The sequence below is a fragment of the Mycobacterium intracellulare ATCC 13950 genome (genome assembly GCF_000277125.1).
GTDB lineage: Bacteria > Actinomycetota > Actinomycetes > Mycobacteriales > Mycobacteriaceae > Mycobacterium > Mycobacterium intracellulare.
The window spans coordinates 3,870,326-3,888,209 of record NC_016946.1 but is presented as its reverse complement, the minus strand read 5'-3'; the positions used below and the strand labels follow the sequence as shown (position 1 = coordinate 3,888,209).

Below are 17,884 nucleotides of genomic sequence, written 5' to 3'. Positions count from 1 at the left end.
CGCTCGTGAGGCAAATCAGTGCGCGGCGATGGCGCGGGCGGTCGCGGCGCCCACCCCCAGGCGGCGGGCGGCAGCGAGGTCGGTCGGAGTGTCGACGTCACAGCGCAGGCCGGGCCACGCGCCGGTCAGCTCGATCGCACCCGAACTGCGGTGCCGCGCCGAGGAATCGGAACCGAACCGGGGATCGAGCGGACCCCCGAACGCGAAGAGCGCCGCGGTTCCGGTCGCCAGCCGGTCGGCGACGAAGCTGCGCCGGTGCTGGCGGGCGGCGGCGACGGCCTCGGCCAGCTCCTGGGTCTGCAGCGCCGGCAAATCACCTTGCAGCGCAACGACATTGGAGAACGAAGTTGCCACCGCGCGCGCCGCGGTGGCGATCGCGTTGTTCAGGGGATCGGGGTGGCCCTCGGGCGTCGGGTCGACCAGCACGTCGGCACCCAGCTCGGCGGCCGCAGCGGCCGCCGCGTCGTCGGGGGTGATGACGGTGATCGAGCCCAGCGATTCCACGCGTCCCGCGGCGGTCAGGGTGTCCATCAACATCGCCAGCACCACGCTCTCGCGGGTGCGCGCCGAGAAAACCGGCGCCAGTCTTGTCTTGGCCGCGGCCAACCTCTTGACGGCGATGATCAACGCGACATCGCCCGCGCCGTCGGCTCGTATGCCGCTCATGAGATGTCATCCTGCCAGCGCGGCCCCGCGCGCCGGCGTCATGGCCCCGGCGCGCGGGACACGCTGGCGCGCGTGACGCCCGGTCCGTCGCTGATCTAGGGTGTAGCGGCTGCACGTGCCGCATGAGCAACGCCGACCACGACAGGGGGTGACACATGACCAGCACGCATGCCGGTTCGACCGGCGCCGTCACGGTCATGGGCGCCGGGGCGTGGGGCACGGCGCTGGCGAAGGTGCTCGTCGAGGCGGGCGGGCCGGAAACACAGGTCACGTTGTGGGCCCGCAGGCCGGAGCTCGCCGAGCGGATCAACGCCACCCGATCGAACCCGGACTATCTGCCCGGCACGTCGCTGCCGCCGGGCATCCGCGCCACCGCCGACGCCGCCGAGGCGCTCCAGAACGCGTCCACGGTGCTGCTCGGCGTGCCGGCGCAGACGATGCGGAGCAACCTCGAGCGCTGGACGCCGCTGCTGCGCGAGGGCGCGACCCTGGTCAGCCTGGCCAAGGGCATCGAGCTGGGCACCCTGATGCGGATGAGCCAGGTGATCGTCGCGGTGACCGGCGTCGACCCCGCTCACGTCGCGGTGATCTCGGGGCCGAACCTGGCCAGCGAGATCGCCGGATGCCAGCCGGCCGCGACCGTGGTCGCCTCCGGCGACTCGGGCCGGGCCGTCGCCCTGCAGCGCATGCTGAACAGCGGATACTTTCGCCCCTACACCAACAGTGATGTGGTGGGCACCGAGATCGGCGGGGCGTGCAAGAACGTGATCGCGCTCGCCTGCGGGATGGCCGCCGGCGTGGGGCTCGGCGAAAACACCGCGGCGGCGATCATCACCCGGGGCCTGGCCGAGATCATGCGGCTGGGGATCGCGCTGGGCGCCAAGGGCGCGACGCTGGCCGGGCTCGCCGGCGTGGGCGACCTGGTGGCCACGTGCAGCTCCCCGCATTCGCGCAACCGGTCGTTCGGTGAACGGCTCGGCCGCGGAGCAACCGTCGAGTCGATTCTTTCCGGCACGCCCGACGGCGGCGACGGGCACGTCGTCGAGGGTGTGACGTCCTGCGAGTCGGTGCTGGCGCTGGCGGCCAGTTACGACGTCGAAATGCCGCTCACCGATGCCGTGCACCGGGTCTGCCACAAGGGGCTGTCGGTCGATGAGGCGATGGCGCTGCTGTTGGGCCGTCGCACCAAGCCCGAGTGAGACCCCACCTACCCGGTAGCCTCTTGAGATTGTGAATGCCAGCGATCGGTCGACGCCGCACCCCGGCTCGGGGGGCGGCGAGCGGGCGCGCGTGGCCGTCGTCTTCGGGGGGCGCAGCAACGAGCACGCCATCTCGTGCGTCTCGGCGGGCAGCATTCTGCGCAACCTCGACCCCGAGCGTTTCGAGGTGGTCGCGATCGGCATCACCCCGGAAGGTTCCTGGGTGCTCACCGACGGCGACCCGGCCGCGCTGGCGATCACCGACCGGCGGCTGCCCGAAGTCACCGCCGAGTCGGGAACCGAACTGGCGCTGCCGGCCGATCCGCGGCGCGGCGGCCAATTGGTCGCCCTGCCGCCCGGCGCCGGTGAGGTGTTGGCGTCCGTCGACGTGGTGTTCCCCGTGCTGCACGGCCCCTACGGCGAGGACGGCACCATCCAGGGTCTGCTCGAACTCGCCGGCGTGCCGTATGTGGGCGCCGGTGTGCTGGCCAGCGCCGCCGGCATGGACAAGGAGTTCACCAAGAAGCTGTTCGCCGCCGAGGGATTGCCGGTCGGCGACTACGCGGTGCTGCGCCCCTCGCGCGCGCGGCTGCGGCCCGAGGAGTGCCAGCGGCTGGGGCTGCCGGTGTTCGTCAAACCCGCCCGGGGAGGTTCCTCGATCGGTGTGAGCCGGGTAGCGAGCTGGGACCAGCTGGACGCCGCCGTCGCCGCGGCGCGCCGCCACGATCCCAAAGTCATCGTCGAGGCCGCGATCGTCGGCCGCGAGCTGGAGTGCGGTGTGCTCGAAATGCCCGACGGCACAGTCGAAGCCAGCGCGCTCGGCGAGATCCGGGTGGCAGGCGTGCGGGGCCGCGAGGATTCGTTCTACGACTTCGCCACCAAATACCTTGACGACGCAGCCGAATTGGACGTGCCCGCAAAGGTCGACGACGAAATCGCCGACACAGTGCGCCAATTGGCGGTCCGCGCCTTCAAGGCCATCGACTGCCAGGGTCTGGCGCGGGTGGATTTCTTCCTCACCGAGGACGGGCCGGTGCTCAACGAGATCAACACGATGCCGGGGTTCACCACGATCTCGATGTACCCGCGGATGTGGGCGGCCAGCGGCGTGGACTACCCGACCCTGCTGGCGACGATGGTCGAGACGGCGCTGGCCCGCGGGGTGGGCCTGCGCTAGCTAGCGCGCCGGCCCGGGGCTGATGGGCCCGGCCGGGATGCGCTGCGCGATTACCTCCGACAGGCGCTGGATGGGCGCCGGGCCCGACCCGGTGGGCAGCGTGAGCGCCACGTAGACACCGCGATCCACCGCGTACCAGGTGGATCTGCCGGCGTCACCGGCGGATTGCTGGTCGGAGCGCACCTGGAACCACTGCACCCGGTCGACCACCTGGATCGGGGAGCCGACGACGAACTCGCCCGGGCGGTCCAGGCCGCAGCGCAGCACGACGGGGTCGGCGCCCCGCCCGGAGCGCCATGCCGCCGCGCCCACCGGTTCCGGCTGCTCGAGCGCCGCCCGCTGGTAGTCACCCAGGCGCTGCGGCAGCGCGTCCATCAGCGCCCGGCACGCGGGGCTGTCGGCCTGCGGCGCCGGGACGCCCGCGACGGCGACCGGCTGCGGGGGCGCCTCACGGGTGGCCGCGATCGCCAGGATCACCCCGATGGTCGTGACGGCCAGCGCCACCGCGACGATGATCACCGCGCGCGGCGGCCCGCCGTCGGCGTCCGATTCGGTTGCCACCGCCCGCACCTCCTGTCCCCACATCACTATCGCCTCAGCTCACCCCGATGGCCAATTATCGTGGGTGGCGTGCGGGACGAATCGACGCTGCGGCAACTCGGCGAATTCGCCGTGATCGACCGCCTGGTGGCCGGTCGCCGCCAGCCCGCCGCTGTGGTGCTCGGGCCGGGTGACGACGCGGCGCTGGTGGCGGCCGGCGATGGCCGCGCCGTGGTGTCGACCGACATGCTGGTGCAGGACCGGCACTTCCGGCTGGACTGGTCGACGCCGCACGACATCGGCCGCAAGGCGATCGCCCAGAACGCCGCGGACATCGAGGCGATGGGCGCGCGGCCCACGGCGTTCGTCGTCGCCTTCGGCGCGCCCGGTGAGACGCCGGCGGCCGCGGTGGACGCGCTCGTCGACGGGATGTGGGACGAGGCGCAACGGGTCGGGGCCGGCATCGCCGGCGGCGACCTGGTCAGCTGCCCGCAGTGGGTGATCTCGGTGACGGTGCTCGGCGATCTCGGCGGCCGCGAGCCGGTGCGGCGATCGGGCGCAACGCCGGGTTCGCTGGTCGCTGTCGCCGGCGACCTGGGCCGTTCGGCCGCGGGATTCGCCCTGTGGCACACCGGTATCGGCGGTTTCGAGGAGCTGCGGCGCCGGCATGTGGTGCCCGAGCCGCCGTACGGTCAGGGTGCGGTCGCCGCCGCCGGGGGAGCGCAGGCGATGATCGACGTCTCCGACGGCCTGATCGCCGACCTGCGGCATGTGGCCGACGCGTCGGGGGTGGGCATCGACCTGTCCACGGCGGCGCTGGCCGCCGACCGCGACGCGCTCGCCGCGGCGGCCGCCGCCGCAGGCGCCGATCCCTGGCCGTGGGTGTTGGGGGGCGGCGAAGACCACGCCCTGGTGGCATGTTTCGCCGGACCCGCGCCGGCCGGATGGCGCATCATCGGGCGGGTGCTCGACGGGCCGGCCCGGGTGCTCGTCGACGATCAGGAGTGGAGCGGCCACGCCGGCTGGCAGTCGTACTAGGGTGACGCGGTGACCGTTTACCCGATCGCGAAGGGCCGACGATGACGGCGCGCCCGCTGAGCGAATTGGTCGAGCCGGGCTGGGCGAACGCGCTGCAACCCGTGGCCGGGCAGGTCGCCCAGATGGGGCAGTTCCTGCGGGACGAGATCGCGGCCGGGCGCAGGTATCTGCCCGCCGGCCCGAATGTGTTGCGCGCCTTCACCTATCCGTTCGACCAGGTCCGGGTGCTGATCGTCGGGCAGGACCCCTACCCGACGCCCGGACACGCTGTGGGGCTGAGCTTTTCGGTGGCCCCCGAGGTGCGGCCGCTGCCGCGCAGCCTGGCCAACATCTTTCAGGAGTACACGACCGACCTGGGCCACCCCCCGCCGTCGTGCGGTGACCTGACGCCCTGGGCGCAGCGCGGTGTGCTGCTGTTGAACAGGGTGCTCACCGTGCGACCCAGCAATCCGGCGTCGCACCGGGGCAAGGGCTGGGAAACGGTGACCGAATGCGCCATCCGGGCGCTGACCGCGCGCTCGCTGCCGCTGGTGGCGATCCTGTGGGGCCGCGACGCCTCGACGCTCAAACCGATTCTCGCCCAAGGCAATTGCGTGGCCATCGAGTCACCGCACCCCTCGCCGCTGTCGGCGTCGCGGGGGTTCTTCGGCTCCCGCCCGTTCAGCCGTGCCAACGAACTGCTGGCCGGAATGGGCGCGGACGCGATCGATTGGCGGCTGCCCTGAACGAGATGACCGCGCTACGGGCGAACCGGCGCGGCGGACCGGAGCAGCTGGTGATCGAGCGGGCGCCCGTGCCGGTCGCGGCTGCCGGGGAAGCCTTGGTGGCCGTGCACGCGGCCGCCATCACCTTCGACGAGCTGACATGGGAGGAGACGTGGACCCGCGACGGCGTCAGCCGAACCCCCGTCATCCCGTCCCACGAGGTCTCCGGTGTGGTGTCCGCGGTGGCCGACGACGTCACGGATTTCGTGCCCGGCGACGAGGTCTACGGACTGATCGCGTTCGACCGCGACGGCGCGGCCGCCGATTTCGTCGCCGTGCCCGCGGCCGATCTGGCCGCCAAACCGTCGACGGTCTCCCACGTCGTCGCCGCCGCGCTCCCGCTGGCCGGCCTGACCGCGCTGCAGGCACTGGTCGATCACGCCGCGGTGCAGCCAAAGGAGAGCGTGCTGGTGCACGGAGGCGCCGGCGGGGTGGGCCTGTTGACCGTTCAGTTGGCCGCCCTGCTGGGTGCGCGGGTGACCGCGACCGTGCGCAGCGACACCGCGAATCTTCTTCGCGGCTGCGGCGCGCAGCGGGTGATCGACACGCGCACCGAGGCATTCGACGAGGCCGGCGCCGCCTACGACGTCGTCGTCGACACCGTCGGCGGGCAGACGCTGGAAAGGTCCTACGGCGTGCTGCGCCGCGGCGGCCGGCTGGTGACGTTGTCGGCACCGCCGCCGGACGGCCGGGCCGACGAATTCGGCGTCAGCGCAACCTTCTTCATCGTCACACCGAATCGGGATCAGCTCGCCGAGCTCGCCGCGCTCGTCGACAGCGACCGGTTGCACGTCGCGATCGCCCAGACGTTCCCGCTCGACGAGGGCCGGGAAGCGTTCGAAAGCCGGGAGCGGGGCGGCCGCGCCGGCAAGACGGTCCTGGTCGTGCGGGATTGACGGCTCGGCGTCACGAGGCCGGGAAGTTGACGTCCTTGGTGACGGCTTCCCATTCGTCGATCGACGCCGACAACGCGGCGATCTTGTCCCGCATGGCCTTGAGCACGTCGCGGCCCAGCAGCAAGCGCAGCGGGGGGTCGTCGAGCTTGGCGAGCATCAGCACCGCCTCGGCCACCTTGCGCGGGTCGCCGGGCAGGTGATCGGCGAACTGCTTGATCAGGTCCTTGCGCGCCGCCACGTCGGCGTAATCGGTGATCGGGGCGCCGGATTCCTTCATCGACCTTGTCGCCCAATCGGTGCGGAACGCGCCGGGTTCGACGGCGGTCACCTTGATGCCCAGGGGGCGGACCTCGGTGGCGAGCGCCTCGGTGAGCGCCTCCAGCGCGAACTTGGTCGACGAATAGTAGGCGTTGGGCGGGTTGGCCACCAGGCCGGTCATCGAGGAGATGTTGATGATGTGGCCCGATCCGCGGGCGCGCATGGCCGGCAGCACCGCCTTGATCATGTCGACGGCGCCGAAGTAGTTCACGTCGAACAGCTTTCGGACCTCGGCGTCCTCACCCTCTTCCACCGCGGACAGGTAGCCGTGTCCGGCGTTGTTGACCAGCACATCGATTCCGCCGAAGGCCTCGTCGGCCGCCGCCACCGCGGCCGCGACCTGGCCGGTGTCGGTCACGTCGAGCGCGACGGCCAGCGCCCGGTCGCCGAACTCGTCGGCGAGGTCCTGCACCGCCTCGGCGCGCCGCGCCGTCACCACCACGCTGTGGCCGGCTTCCAGTGCGGCGCGGGCGATTTCGCGTCCGAAGCCGGTGGAGCATCCCGTGATCAGCCAGCGAGCCATGCCTAAATCGTCCCTTCCGGTAGGCGGCGCAGATATCCCTTGCGGCGCTCGGCGAGCTGGGCGGCCCGCTGCTGCGGGCTCACCCGCTCCAGGTGTGGCACCTCCGCGTCGAGCCGGTCCAGCTTGACGACGCGGCCCCGCGCACCGAGGTCTTCCCGCGGACCGGCCTCGCTGAACTCCGCCATGCGCAGGGTCAGGATGGCCTCGCGCAGGCCGTCGGAGTCGATCCAGTTGGCCACGCCGGGGTCGATGGGGGAGATCACGTAGGTGTAGGTGCCGTCCTGGTTGGGGACCGACTGCGCCTTGTTGAGGCTGCCGGTGCGGTCGACGAGCTCGAGCGTGGTGCCCCAAACGTTGCTGAGCGGGACGGTGAAGTATTCGGCGCCACCGTCATTCAGGTCGACGACGAACGCCTCGTCGGGGCCGAGATCGAAGCGGCCCATCACGTACACCTGGTTGCGCATGGCGCCGATCCTGTCGGCCGACCAGGCCAGGTTGAACTGGTTGGCCGGCATCTTGTACACGCCGTGGCTGAGCTTGCCGGTGAAGTTCGCGAAGTAATCCATCATCGCGGCGGTGGCCTCGGCCTGCTCGTCAAGGGTGCGTGCCGGTGTTGACGCCGGGGCGCCAAGCCGTTGCACCTCAAGGTGATTGGGGTCGTCGCGGCCCCAGTCCAGCAGCACGTCTCGAATGTAGAACTCGTGTGCCGCCGGGGTGCTCCGCACGTGATTGGGCCGACCGTTGGCGGGTTCGGAGTCGACGGTGATGGTGAAGCTGCCGTCGGAGTCGACCCTCATGGTGCGGCCGTTGAGCACGTCGACGGTGCCCATGTTCGCATCCCAGAGGGTGAAGTAGTTCTCGGTCATCCGGTGTTCGCCGACCCGGCCGTGGATCTCGTAGCGCTCGTCCCCGGAGATGGGGATCACCCGGTACACGCTGTCGGGATTGTCGATGCCCCACCGCGATCCGGGGATCCGGCGGCCGTTTACGGGGTGGGCGAGCCGGGTGATGCAGCTGACCTTGGGTCGCAGCTTGTCCTGGTTGGACGACCACATCGCCGCCGAGAACATCACCTCGGCGAACGCGTCGTCGAACCGTTCGCGCATCGCGTCGGACGCCTTGGCGCGGCCCAGCCAGGTTTCGGCAACGGTCCGGTACGCGGCCTTGACGGTGGGATGCTCGATCAGCTCGAGCGCCGCCAGTTCCTGTTCGTGCTGGGATGCCGTCGCGACCGGGTCTTCAGGCATGCGCTGTTCCTCCGATATATTGTGCAAATCGCTTGTTGTACAACGTGAATCGCTCGTCGACCTGCTCGGGAAGCAGGCCGTAGTTCTCCAGGCCGTAGGGCGGGCGCGCCGCCTCGCGCGGACGCTCACGCAGCCAGCGCCGCATCGCGTCCTCGGCCTCGGCCGTCAGCGGCAGCTCGATCGCGTCGTAGACGCGGGCCACCTGCCCGATCGGGTCGGCCACCGCATCGTCGAACCCGATGTCGGTGACGCGCTCACCGTCGTCGGACCAGCCGTCGCGGGTCGTCATCGCACGGTCGTTGGTCCAGCCCACCCGTGCCAGCCATTGCGCGCCGACCCGGTGGGCGTCGACGACGTCGGCGTGCATCGCGTGCAGCGTGGCGTTCAGACTGGCCCCCGACGCGATCGTGGTGCGGGGATCGCGGTGCATGTGCACGACGTGCAGGTCGGGAAAGTGCGCGTGCAGCAGGCTCAAATACCCCAGGTGCGCCGGCGATTTGAGCACCCACCGTTGACCGGCCTGCCCGCGTTGGCGTTTTTGCCATTGCAGGAACTGCAGCATGCGGTGCAGGTAGCCATAGGCGGGGGTGAAGTCCTGGTCGTCGAGCCAGGTTCGGTAGTGGGGCAGGTGGGCGCCCGACTCGGGGACGTGCGACAAGAAGGCGTCCGCCAAAAAGACGATCTCCTCCTCGGCTTCGGTGGCGTACATCGGGTGGATGGAGAACAACTCGGGCGCCAGTTCGCGCGATTTCGCCTCGCGGGCTTGGCTGATGGCGATGCGCGGATCCACCCCGGTGAACGGATGGTTCAACCGCGGCGCGACCTCGACGACCTCCCACCCGTACGCGCAGACGAAGCGCGGATCGGCCGCCAGCAGGCGCTGCAACAGCGTGGTCCCGCTGCGCATCATCCCGACGACGACGATCGGCGCGGCCACCCGCTCGTCGAGAATCTCCGGATGGCGGCGGATCCACTCCTGGGTGCGCAGCCGCATCCGCAGGCTGTGCACGATGCCCGAGCGCAGGATGTGGGCGCCGATCGCGTTGAGGTCGGCGCGCGCATAGTCGCGCAGCAGGACGGTCAGCGGCTCTTCGAATTCGCCCGGGCCCCAGTCGGTGAGCCCTTCCTTGCGTTGCGCGTCGGCCAGGACGGCGGCCGGCTCGAAGACGCTGGGGGACGGCACGAGGCTCAGAACTTCAGGTGGTGGCTGACGTCGCCGACCTGGTCGACGAACATGGTGCGGCTGTCGAAACACCAGGCGCCGTCCACCCGGTGAAAGGTGTCCTTGTAGTGCCCGGTCACGATGACCTGCAGCGGCAGGTCGGGGGTGGCCTGGGTGACGCAGTAGTAGGACGTGCTCGTCGCGGTGCCCTGGGCCTCGTCGATGTACAGCTGGACGTTGGTGGTGTTGTGTTTGGTCTTCGGGGTGCCGTCTTCGTAGATGCGCGTGGCCATTTCGTACATCTCGCGGACCCGCGCCGAGCCGGCGAACACCGTTTCCGGCGGGCCGTCCTCGACGCCGCAGATGCGGCCGTGCTCGAAGAGGCGGGCCACCCCGTCCAGGTCGCCGCCGTCGAGCAGCTGCGCATAGGTGTAGATGAGATTCGTGATCTCGGTGGCGCTGTCACTCATGTCGAACCGCCTCGGGAAAGTCCGTCCGGTCCAACTTACATAGAACCGACGATTACTCTTAGTCGCCGTGACCTTACCGTGGACGCCGAGCAGGCTCGGCAACCTGACCGGCAAGCGCGTGATCGTGACCGGAGCGACCAACGGGGTGGGGCTGGGCACCTCGCGCGCGCTCGCCCACGCCGGCGCGCACGTGATCCTGGCCGTGCGCAACACCGAACTCGGCGAGCAACGCGCTGCCGAAATCTCCGCGAACGGCGGCGGTGCGACGTCGGTGCAAAAGCTCGACCTCGCCGACCTGTCGTCGGTGCGGGCCTTCGCCGGCCTGATCGACGAGCCGGTGGACATCCTGATCAACAACGCCGGCGCCCTCACCGACCGCCGCACCGAGACGGTCGACGGATTCGAGATGACACTGGGCACCAACCTGCTCGGGCCGTTCGCGCTGACCAACCTGCTGCTGCCCAAGGTGCGTTCGCAGATCATCAACGTCGGCTCCGACGCCCACCGGTCGGCGACGCTGCACCTCGACGACCTGCACCTGCGCCGCCACAAGTGGACGAGGTTGGGCGCCTACGCGCAGTCCAAGCTCGCCGTGATGCTGTGGGGGCTCGAGCTGGACCGCAGGCTGCGCGCGGCCGCATCGCCGCTCGTCACGCAGCTCACCCACCCCGGTTGGGTGGCCTCGAACCTGTCCAACCTGGGCGACTCGCCGCTGATGTCGCTGGCCCACAAGGGGGTCAAGGCGGTGGCCGACCGGTTGGCCAACGACATCGACGAGGGCGCGGCGCCGACGCTGTACTGCATCAGCGAGCCGATTCCCCCCGGCAGCTACGTCGGGGTCAGCGGCAGGTTCGGGCTGCGCGGTGGGCCGGTGCTCATCGGCCGCACGCAACTGGCGTGCGACTACGACACGGCCGCGCGGCTGGTGGCCTTCGCCGAGCGCGAGACCGGCACGAAACTGGAGATCTGAGCATGGGTGAATTCGACAACGTCGTCGCCGTCGTGACCGGCGCCGCGCGCGGCCAGGGCCGCAGCCACGCCGTCGCGCTGGCTGAGCAGGGCGCCGACATCATCGCCGTCGACATCTGCGCCGACCTCGAGGCCATTCCCTACGCCTTGGGCACCGAGGCAGAGCTGGCCGAAACGGTCCAGCTGGTCGGGTCGGCGGGCCGCAAAGCGGTTCCGGTGATCGCCGACGTGCGCGACCTTGCGGGTCTGCGGGCCGGCGTGCAGGCGGGCATCGACGAGCTCGGCGAGGTCGACGTCGTCATCGCCAACGCCGGGGTGGTGGCGATCGGCGTCACCGAGCCCGACGCCGAACCGGTGTTCAACACGATCGTCGACACCAACCTCAAGGGTGTGTGGCACACCATGCTGGCGACGGTCCCCTCGATCGTGCGCAAGGGTGTCGGCGGCTCGGTCGTGCTGGTCAGTTCGTCGCAGGGCCTGACCGGACGTGGCGGTGACGGCAGCGCCGCGATGTTCGCCTACGCGGCGTCCAAGCACGGTGTCGTGGGTCTGATGCGCTCGGCGGCCAATGCGTATGCGCCGCACAAGATTCGGGTCAACTCGGTGCACCCCAGCGGTGTCGCGACGCCGATGATTCTCAACGACTTCGTGGTGAACCGGATGACGGAGAACCCGAACCCGGCCGTCTCGCAGATGCTGCTGCCCGGCGTGCCGTTGGTCGAGGCGCGGGACGTCACCGAGGCGGTGCTGTGGCTGGCCGGGCCGCGGTCGCGCTACGTGACGGGGGTGTCGATCCCGGTCGACGCCGGCCACGTCGTCATGTAGGGGGAACTAGCCCCTGACGACCTTGCCGGCCTTGATGCAGGACGTGCAGACATTGAGGCGCTGCTTGTTACCGCCCGGACGGGCGACGTGCACGGTCTGGACGTTGGGGTCCCACCGGCGGCTTGTGCGGCGGTGGGAGTGCGACACCGACTTGCCGAAGCCGGGGCCTTTCCCGCAGATGTCGCACACAGCGGCCATTGTTCAAGCTCCTCAAAATCTCGGGGGTCCGGCAATCCGGCCGGGACAGCCCGGCCTCACCGGGCCCAATCAGAATACCGATTGTCGTGGTAACCACCAAAACGTCGACGGGCGGCCCGGGCCATGCCGGGGTCAGGTGTGCGCCGCGACCCCTTGGGCGGTAAACACCGAGTCGATCACAGTACCGGCGCGAATCCGGGCTGCTCGGACGCGGCGCCGCTAGGATGGCGTCGCCGCCGATGGTCGGCGCGGTCGCTGCCTATATCAGGTGCGGACGGCGCGCTGATTGGCTGAAGTCTTCTTCCCGGTGGTGCCGGCCCGCGCGGAGCTGCGGATGAGGCTGGGAAGCGAATATCGGCAGGCTTGAGGGGAGTGCGCGGGGTGGTTGCGCGCGCCGAAAACGCCGGACCAGCCGACGTCGAAAGCGGGCGGGGCTCACCGGCGGGCGTACGACGGTTGGTGTTGAGGTTGCGCCGGGTGGCGGCGGCCTATCTGGTGGTGGCGGCGCTGGGCAGCGTCGCCATAGGGAGTACGTCGGTCAACTGCCCGACCGCTGTGGGCGGGCATGACGGCATCGGGCAGGGCGGACCGGGCCCGAGAGCATCGGGCCCCGCTCCAGCCGATGCGACGTGGTGGTGGCAGCCCCGTCCGCCTCGTCCCGCGGTGCAGGAGGCGGCCGCGGTGCGCGGCGGAATCCAGCTGCGGCAGGTCGCTTTCGACGGTCGGGGAGTGTGGCCGGACGGACCCGACGCGATCCGCGGCTATCTCGAGGAGGCACTGACCCGGATCGGCGTCACCGAGGCGTCGGCCCGTGGTCACTGGATCGAGGGCATGATGACCATCGCCGACCACGAATCGCAATTCCATTCGGGTGCGATCAACCTGTCAGACAGCAACGCCTACGGGCCTTCTCAGCTCGACGGTGGCCCGCTGCACGCCACGCGCGGCCCGTGGCAGGTAATGCCGGATACCTTCGCGACCTTCCACCAGCCCGGGACGTCGAACTCGGCGTGGGATCCGGTGGCGGCCGCATGCGCGTCGATGAACTATCAGATGAGCCGCTACGGCGTCAGCCGCGACGGCAGCAATCAGCGCGCGCTGGTGGGGCAGGCCAATCCCGGTATCCGGCAGGGCTATTAAGCTCTGCCGCTGCCGGCCGGCCGCTCGATCTTCCTCAACGGCGCGGAGCAACTGAGCGCAGCGGCTGCGTCGCCGGGCTACGCTGGCGCCCACCGGGAGACAGGTGCGGAGGAGGTGGGTCAACTGGGCACTGCTGATACGTCGCAGCTACGTCTCCTGGACGCGATGACCCTGCGAGACTGGGCGCACACCGCCGTCAGCGACCTGATCACCCACATCGACGAGATCAATCGACTCAACGTCTTTCCCGTCGCCGACTCCGACACCGGCGCGAACATGCTGTTCACCATGCGTTCGGCCCTGGCGGAACTGAACGCGCAGGGCGGCTCGGGGTGCGCCGCCCGGGCCGCGGCCGCGCTGTCGGCCGGCGCGCTGAACGGCGCCCGTGGCAACTCCGGGGTGATCCTGTCGCAGATCCTGCGCGGCCTCGCCGACGTCACCGCCACCGCCGCGAGCGACGCCGGCGGCGACCTGCCCCACATCGACGCCGTCGTGCTGGGCGATGCGCTGCAGCGCGGCGTGGAGCTGGTCATCACCTCGATGGGCGGCGAGGAAGTCCCGGGGACCATCGTCTCGGTGCTACGGGCCGCCGCGACCGCCGTGCAGCAGTGCGCGCGCGCCGGGGACGGGCTCGCGCCGGCGGTCATCGCCGCCGGGGACGCGGCGGTGGTCGCCCTGGAAAAGACCCCCGAGCAGCTCGACGTGCTCGCCGACGCCGGAGCCGTGGACGCCGGCGGGCGGGGCCTGCTGGTCCTGCTGGACGCGTTGCGGACCACCATCACGGGGCAGGCGCCGGCCCGGGCGGTCTACGAGCTCGCGCCGCGGGCGCAGCGCACCGAAGCCCCCGCGCCGCGCCCGGCGCCCCAATTCGAGGTGATGTACCGGCTGGACGGCTGCGAGCCCGCGGCGGCGGACGCGCTGCGGGACCGGCTGGAGGACCTGGGCGATTCGGTGGGCATCGCGTCGGCGCCGTCGTCCGCGCAACGCACCTATTCCGTGCACGTGCACACCGACGACGCCGGCGCCGCCGTCGAGGCGGGACTGGCGGCCGGACGACTCAGCCGCATCGTCATCTCGGCCCTGAGCTCCGGGGCCCCCGGGTTGCCCGCGGGCGGCTGGACGCGGGAACGGGCGGTGCTGGCCGTCGTCGACGGCGAAGGCGCCGCCGAGCTGTTCGCCGGGGAAGGCGCCTGCGTGCTGCAACGCGACCCCGCAGCGCACGATCCCACGACCAACATCAGCGCGCACCAGCTGATGCGCGCCGTCGTCGACACCGGCGCCGCGCAGGTGATGGTGCTGCCCAACGGCTATGTGGCCGCCGAGGAGCTGGTCGCCGGGTGCACGGCGGCCATCGGCTGGGGGATCGACGTGGTGCCGATCCCGACCGGGTCGATGGTGCAGGGCCTGGCCGCGCTGGCCGTGCACGAGACCGGCAGGCAGGCCGTCGACGACGGCTACACCATGGCCCGGGCGGCCGGCGCCGCGCGGCACGGATCGGTGCGCATCGCCACCGAGAGCGCCTTGACCTGGGCGGGCCGCTGCCATCCCGGCGACGGCCTGGGCATCGCGGGCGACGAGGTGCTGATCGTGGCCGCCGACGCCGTCGGGGCGGCGATCGGCCTGCTCGACCTCCTGCTGGCCTCCGGCGGCGACCTGGTGACCGTGCTGCTGGGCGCCGGCATCGAGACCGATGGGGACGTCGGCGCCGTCGGCGACATCCTGGAAGAGCACATGCACGACCACCACCCGGGGACCGAACTGGTCACCTACCGCACCGGCCACCACGGTGACGCGCTGCTGATCGGGGTCGAGTAGCGATGGTGTCGCTGTCCGACCGGCTGGACTACGCCGTCGGCGGGAAGGTCGTGGAGCTCCTCGACGAGGTGTTCGGCATCCGGACCGTCAACGACCTGCTGCGCCACTACCCCCGCAGCTACACCGAGGGCGCCAGCCGCTGGGACGCCGACGACGAACGGCCGCCCGCCGGTGAACACATCACCATCGTCGACACGATCACCGACACCGAGACGTTCCCGATGAAAAAGACGCCGAAGAAGGTCTGCCACCGCATCACGCTCGGCTCCGGGCGCAACAAGGTGACCGCCACGTTCTTCAACGCGAACTACATCAAAAAGGACCTCACCACCGGCACCAAGGTGATGCTCTCCGGCGAGGTCGGGTTCTTCAGGAACGTCATGCAGCTCACCCATCCCGCGTTTCTCCTCCTCGACACGCCGGACGGGAAGAACCGCGGCACCGTGTCCCTCAAGAGCATCGCCAACGCCTCGCACGCCACCACCGGCGAAGACATCGCGGACGCGTATCAGCGCCACTTCTTCCCGATCTATGCGGCCAGCGCCAAGCTGCAGAGCTGGACCATCTTCGCCACCGTCCGCCAAGTGCTCGACGTCCTCGACCCGGTGCCCGATCCCCTGCCCGAGGACCTGCGCGCGAAATTCGGCCTGGTCTCCGAGGATCAGGCGTTGCGCGACATCCACCTCGCCGAAAGCGAGCCCCGCCGTCAGCAGGCACGCGAGCGCCTGACCTTCGACGAGGCCGTCGGGCTGCAGTGGGCCCTAGTGGCCCGCCGGCACGGCGAGCTTTCGGAATCGGGGCCCCCGGCGCCGCCGCGTTCGGACGGTTTGGCCGCGGAACTGTTGGGGCGGTTGCCTTTCGAGCTGACCGCGGGGCAGCGTGACGTGCTCGGCGTGCTGTCCGAGGGGCTGGCGTCCAACCGCCCGCTGAACCGCCTGCTGCAGGGGGAGGTGGGCTCGGGTAAGACGATCGTGTCGGTGCTGGCGATGCTGCAGATGGTGGACGCCGGTTATCAGTGCGCGCTGCTGGCCCCGACGGAAGTGCTTGCCGCGCAACATCTTCGATCCATCCGCGACGTGCTCGGCCCGCTGGCGATGGCGGGCCAGCTGGGCGGCGCCGATCGGGCCACCCGGGTGGCGCTGCTCAGCGGTTCCATGACCGCCGCGCAGAAGAAGCAGATCCGGTCCGAGATCGCCGGCGGCGAGGTGGGCATCGTCGTCGGCACCCACGCGCTGCTGCAGGACGCGGTGGAGTTCGACAACCTGGGCATGGTGGTGGTCGACGAGCAGCACCGCTTCGGGGTCGAACAGCGAGATCAGTTGCGGGCCAAGGCCCGTCCCGGTGTCACCCCGCACCTGCTGGTGATGACGGCGACGCCGATCCCGCGCACCGTCGCGCTCACCGTCTACGGGGACCTGGAAACGTCGACGCTGCGCGAACTTCCGCGTGGACGCCAGCCGATCACCAGCAACGTCATCTTCGTCAAGGACAAGCCCACCTGGCTCGGCCGCGCCTGGCAGCGCATCAGCGAAGAGGTCGCCGCCGGCCGGCAGGCCTACGTGGTGGCGCCCCGCATCGACGAGGACGACGATCCGGGCGCGCAGGAGCAGAACGCCAAGGCCCCCGAGACCGCCGAAGGCCTCTACGCCCGACTGCGTTCCGGCGAGCTGGCGCACCTGCGGCTGGGGCTGATGCACGGGCGGCTGTCCGGCGACGAGAAGGACGCGGTGATGGCGGCCTTCCGCGCCGGCGAGATCGACGTGCTGGTGTGCACCACCGTCATCGAGGTCGGCGTCGACGTCCCCAACGCCACCGTGATGCTGGTGATGGACGCCGACCGGTTCGGGATCAGCCAGTTGCATCAGCTGCGCGGCCGGATCGGCCGCGGCCGGCACCCGAGCCTGTGCCTGTTCGCCAGCTGGTCCGCGCCCGACTCGCCGGCCGGCCGGCGTCTGGCCGCGGTGGCCGGGACGCTGGACGGCTTCGCCCTGGCCGACCTGGACCTCAAGGAGCGCCGCGAGGGAGATGTCTTGGGCCGCAACCAGTCCGGCCGGGCGATCACGCTGCGGTTGCTGTCCCTGGCCGACCACCTGGAGTACATCGAGGCGGCGCGGGAATTCTGCGTCCGAACCTATTCCGAGGACCCCTCCGATCCCGGATTGGCCGTGCTGGCGGCGCGATTCACCGACACCGACCGCATCGAATACCTGGACAAGAGTTGAACCGCAAGGTGCTGTTGTGGTTGGCCGCGGCGGCCGCGCTCGCGGTGGTGGTGGCCTACCAGACGGTCGGGACCTCGGCCTCCCGGCACTCCGCGGAATACGCTGCGCGCGCGGATGTTCCGACGGTGCTGCCCGGCGTCGACGTGCTCGCGGGCATCGCGGTCGTGCCGGTGCGGCTGCACCGCTATGACTACCTGCGGGCGGCGTTCGGCGACGCCTGGGATGACGACAACGACGCGCCGTTGGGGCACAACGGGTGCGACACCCGCGACGACATCCTCAACCGCGATCTCGTCGACAAGACGTACGTGTCGATCAAGCGGTGCCCGGACGCCGTGGCCACGGGCACGCTGCACGACCCGTACACCAACAAGACGATCGCCTTTGCGCGCGGCCCCAAGGTCGGCGAATCGGTGCAGATCGACCACATCGTGCCGCTCGCGTACGCCTGGGACATGGGCGCGTACGGCTGGCCGGCGCCCGAGCGGCTGCGCTTCGCCAACGATCCGGCCAACCTGCTGGCCGTCGACGGGCCGGCCAATCAGGACAAGGGCGATTCGCCACCGGGCCAATGGATGCCGCCCAACGGGGCGTTCGCCTGCCAGTACGCCATGCAATTCATCGCCGTGCTGCGCGGCTATGCGCTGCCGGTGGATGCGGCGTCGACCGGTGTTTTGCGTCAGGCCGCCGCGAGCTGCCCCGCGGGGTAGCCGTC

At 70.7% G+C, this 17,884-nt stretch carries 18 protein-coding genes; 11 read left to right on the top strand and 7 right to left on the bottom strand.

The window, feature by feature from the left end; genetic code table 11:
* Nucleotides 1-15: 15 nt before the first annotated feature.
* Nucleotides 16-666 (bottom strand): 2-phospho-L-lactate guanylyltransferase, encoded by a 651-nt coding sequence (gene cofC, locus OCU_RS42730; RefSeq protein WP_009952777.1) that lies wholly within the window; start codon nt 664-666, stop codon nt 16-18.
* 155 nt (nt 667-821) lie between these two features.
* Here cofC and OCU_RS42725 point away from each other — a divergent pair, with 155 nt between their 5' ends.
* Both OCU_RS42725 and OCU_RS42720 read left to right on the top strand, forming a co-directional pair.
* Complete coding sequence (locus OCU_RS42725; protein ID WP_009952776.1) at nt 822-1,865, top strand: NAD(P)H-dependent glycerol-3-phosphate dehydrogenase; 1,044 nt, start codon at nt 822-824, stop codon at nt 1,863-1,865.
* Nucleotides 1,866-1,896: 31 nt separating this feature from the next.
* Entirely contained in the window at nt 1,897-3,042 is a 1,146-nt protein-coding gene (locus OCU_RS42720) for a D-alanine--D-alanine ligase family protein (protein ID WP_014380729.1), read from the top strand.
* Here OCU_RS42720 and OCU_RS42715 read toward each other — a convergent pair whose 3' ends face one another.
* On the bottom strand, nt 3,043-3,627 hold the full coding sequence (locus tag OCU_RS42715) for a DUF3515 domain-containing protein (protein WP_014380728.1): 585 nt from the start codon (nt 3,625-3,627) through the stop codon (nt 3,043-3,045).
* A 45-nt stretch (nt 3,628-3,672) separates the two neighbouring features.
* On the opposite strand from OCU_RS42715, the gene OCU_RS42710 reads away from it, so the two are divergent.
* Genes OCU_RS42710 through OCU_RS42700 form a run of 3 tightly spaced genes read left to right on the top strand, consistent with a single transcriptional unit; the run spans nt 3,673 to nt 6,280 of the window.
* Complete coding sequence (locus OCU_RS42710) at nt 3,673-4,620, top strand: thiamine-phosphate kinase (RefSeq protein ID WP_193375122.1); 948 nt, start codon at nt 3,673-3,675, stop codon at nt 4,618-4,620.
* A 41-nt stretch (nt 4,621-4,661) separates the two neighbouring features.
* Nucleotides 4,662-5,345, top strand: a complete 684-nt coding sequence (locus tag OCU_RS42705; RefSeq protein ID WP_014380726.1) for a uracil-DNA glycosylase — start codon at nt 4,662-4,664, stop codon at nt 5,343-5,345.
* A gap of 5 nt (nt 5,346-5,350) precedes the next feature.
* Nucleotides 5,351-6,280, top strand: a complete 930-nt coding sequence (locus OCU_RS42700) for an NADP-dependent oxidoreductase (protein WP_008258982.1) — start codon at nt 5,351-5,353, stop codon at nt 6,278-6,280.
* Nucleotides 6,281-6,290: 10 nt separating this feature from the next.
* Here OCU_RS42700 and OCU_RS42695 read toward each other — a convergent pair whose 3' ends face one another.
* Genes OCU_RS42695 through OCU_RS42680 form a run of 4 tightly spaced genes read right to left on the bottom strand, consistent with a single transcriptional unit; the run spans nt 6,291 to nt 10,000 of the window.
* Nucleotides 6,291-7,121: an oxidoreductase gene (locus tag OCU_RS42695; RefSeq protein ID WP_014380724.1), complete on the bottom strand. Its 831-nt coding sequence runs from the start codon at nt 7,119-7,121 to the stop codon at nt 6,291-6,293.
* 2 nt (nt 7,122-7,123) lie between these two features.
* Complete coding sequence (locus OCU_RS42690; protein WP_014380723.1) at nt 7,124-8,368, bottom strand: hypothetical protein; 1,245 nt, start codon at nt 8,366-8,368, stop codon at nt 7,124-7,126.
* Nucleotides 8,361-9,551: a sulfotransferase family protein gene (locus OCU_RS42685; protein WP_009955154.1), complete on the bottom strand. Its 1,191-nt coding sequence runs from the start codon at nt 9,549-9,551 to the stop codon at nt 8,361-8,363. Before OCU_RS42685 ends, OCU_RS42690 begins: the two co-directional genes overlap by 8 nt.
* A 5-nt stretch (nt 9,552-9,556) precedes the next feature.
* Nucleotides 9,557-10,000, bottom strand: a complete 444-nt coding sequence (locus OCU_RS42680; protein ID WP_008258978.1) for a nuclear transport factor 2 family protein — start codon at nt 9,998-10,000, stop codon at nt 9,557-9,559.
* A gap of 67 nt (nt 10,001-10,067) precedes the next feature.
* Between OCU_RS42680 and OCU_RS42675 the strand changes: the two genes are divergently transcribed.
* Nucleotides 10,068-10,970, top strand: a complete 903-nt coding sequence (locus OCU_RS42675; protein WP_009955160.1) for an SDR family NAD(P)-dependent oxidoreductase — start codon at nt 10,068-10,070, stop codon at nt 10,968-10,970.
* A 2-nt stretch (nt 10,971-10,972) separates the two neighbouring features.
* Nucleotides 10,973-11,794 (top strand): mycofactocin-coupled SDR family oxidoreductase, encoded by an 822-nt coding sequence (locus tag OCU_RS42670; RefSeq protein ID WP_008258974.1) that lies wholly within the window; start codon nt 10,973-10,975, stop codon nt 11,792-11,794.
* Between the two features lie 6 nt (nt 11,795-11,800).
* Here OCU_RS42670 and rpmB read toward each other — a convergent pair whose 3' ends face one another.
* A complete protein-coding gene (gene rpmB, locus OCU_RS42665; RefSeq protein WP_008258973.1) occupies nt 11,801-11,992 on the bottom strand; it encodes a 50S ribosomal protein L28 in 192 nt (63 codons plus the stop codon).
* 456 nt (nt 11,993-12,448) lie between these two features.
* On the opposite strand from rpmB, the gene OCU_RS42660 reads away from it, so the two are divergent.
* The 4 genes from OCU_RS42660 to OCU_RS42645 all read left to right on the top strand — a co-directional run bounded on the left by OCU_RS42660 (nt 12,449) and on the right by OCU_RS42645 (nt 17,879).
* Nucleotides 12,449-13,132 carry a transglycosylase SLT domain-containing protein gene (locus tag OCU_RS42660; protein ID WP_014380722.1) on the top strand — a complete coding sequence of 228 codons (684 nt, stop codon included), beginning with the start codon at nt 12,449-12,451 and terminating at the stop codon, nt 13,130-13,132.
* Between the two features lie 165 nt (nt 13,133-13,297).
* Complete coding sequence (locus OCU_RS42655) at nt 13,298-14,947, top strand: DAK2 domain-containing protein (RefSeq protein WP_014380721.1); 1,650 nt, start codon at nt 13,298-13,300, stop codon at nt 14,945-14,947.
* A 2-nt stretch (nt 14,948-14,949) separates the two neighbouring features.
* Nucleotides 14,950-17,169, top strand: a complete 2,220-nt coding sequence (gene recG, locus OCU_RS42650) for an ATP-dependent DNA helicase RecG (protein WP_009955163.1) — start codon at nt 14,950-14,952, stop codon at nt 17,167-17,169.
* Nucleotides 17,166-17,879, top strand: a complete 714-nt coding sequence (locus tag OCU_RS42645) for an HNH endonuclease family protein (protein ID WP_009955164.1) — start codon at nt 17,166-17,168, stop codon at nt 17,877-17,879. The genes recG and OCU_RS42645 overlap by 4 nt, the downstream gene beginning before the upstream one ends.
* Nucleotides 17,880-17,884 lie beyond the last annotated feature (5 nt).

What these genes read in the sequence shown, in the direction of transcription:
- OCU_RS42725 (WP_009952776.1), top strand. Translation starts at nt 822, where the DNA reads ATGACCAGCACGCATGCCGGTTCGACCGGCGCCGTCACGGTCATGGGC.
- OCU_RS42680 (WP_008258978.1), bottom strand. Translation starts at nt 10,000, where the DNA reads ATGAGTGACAGCGCCACCGAGATCACGAATCTCATCTACACCTATGCG.
- OCU_RS42715 (WP_014380728.1), bottom strand. Translation starts at nt 3,627, where the DNA reads ATGTGGGGACAGGAGGTGCGGGCGGTGGCAACCGAATCGGACGCCGAC.
- OCU_RS42670 (WP_008258974.1), top strand. Translation starts at nt 10,973, where the DNA reads ATGGGTGAATTCGACAACGTCGTCGCCGTCGTGACCGGCGCCGCGCGC.
- OCU_RS42700 (WP_008258982.1), top strand. Translation starts at nt 5,351, where the DNA reads ATGACCGCGCTACGGGCGAACCGGCGCGGCGGACCGGAGCAGCTGGTG.
- OCU_RS42655 (WP_014380721.1), top strand. Translation starts at nt 13,298, where the DNA reads ATGACCCTGCGAGACTGGGCGCACACCGCCGTCAGCGACCTGATCACC.
- cofC (WP_009952777.1), bottom strand. Translation starts at nt 666, where the DNA reads ATGAGCGGCATACGAGCCGACGGCGCGGGCGATGTCGCGTTGATCATC.
- rpmB (WP_008258973.1), bottom strand. Translation starts at nt 11,992, where the DNA reads ATGGCCGCTGTGTGCGACATCTGCGGGAAAGGCCCCGGCTTCGGCAAG.
- OCU_RS42695 (WP_014380724.1), bottom strand. Translation starts at nt 7,121, where the DNA reads ATGGCTCGCTGGCTGATCACGGGATGCTCCACCGGCTTCGGACGCGAA.
- OCU_RS42705 (WP_014380726.1), top strand. Translation starts at nt 4,662, where the DNA reads ATGACGGCGCGCCCGCTGAGCGAATTGGTCGAGCCGGGCTGGGCGAAC.
- OCU_RS42690 (WP_014380723.1), bottom strand. Translation starts at nt 8,368, where the DNA reads ATGCCTGAAGACCCGGTCGCGACGGCATCCCAGCACGAACAGGAACTG.
- recG (WP_009955163.1), top strand. Translation starts at nt 14,950, where the DNA reads ATGGTGTCGCTGTCCGACCGGCTGGACTACGCCGTCGGCGGGAAGGTC.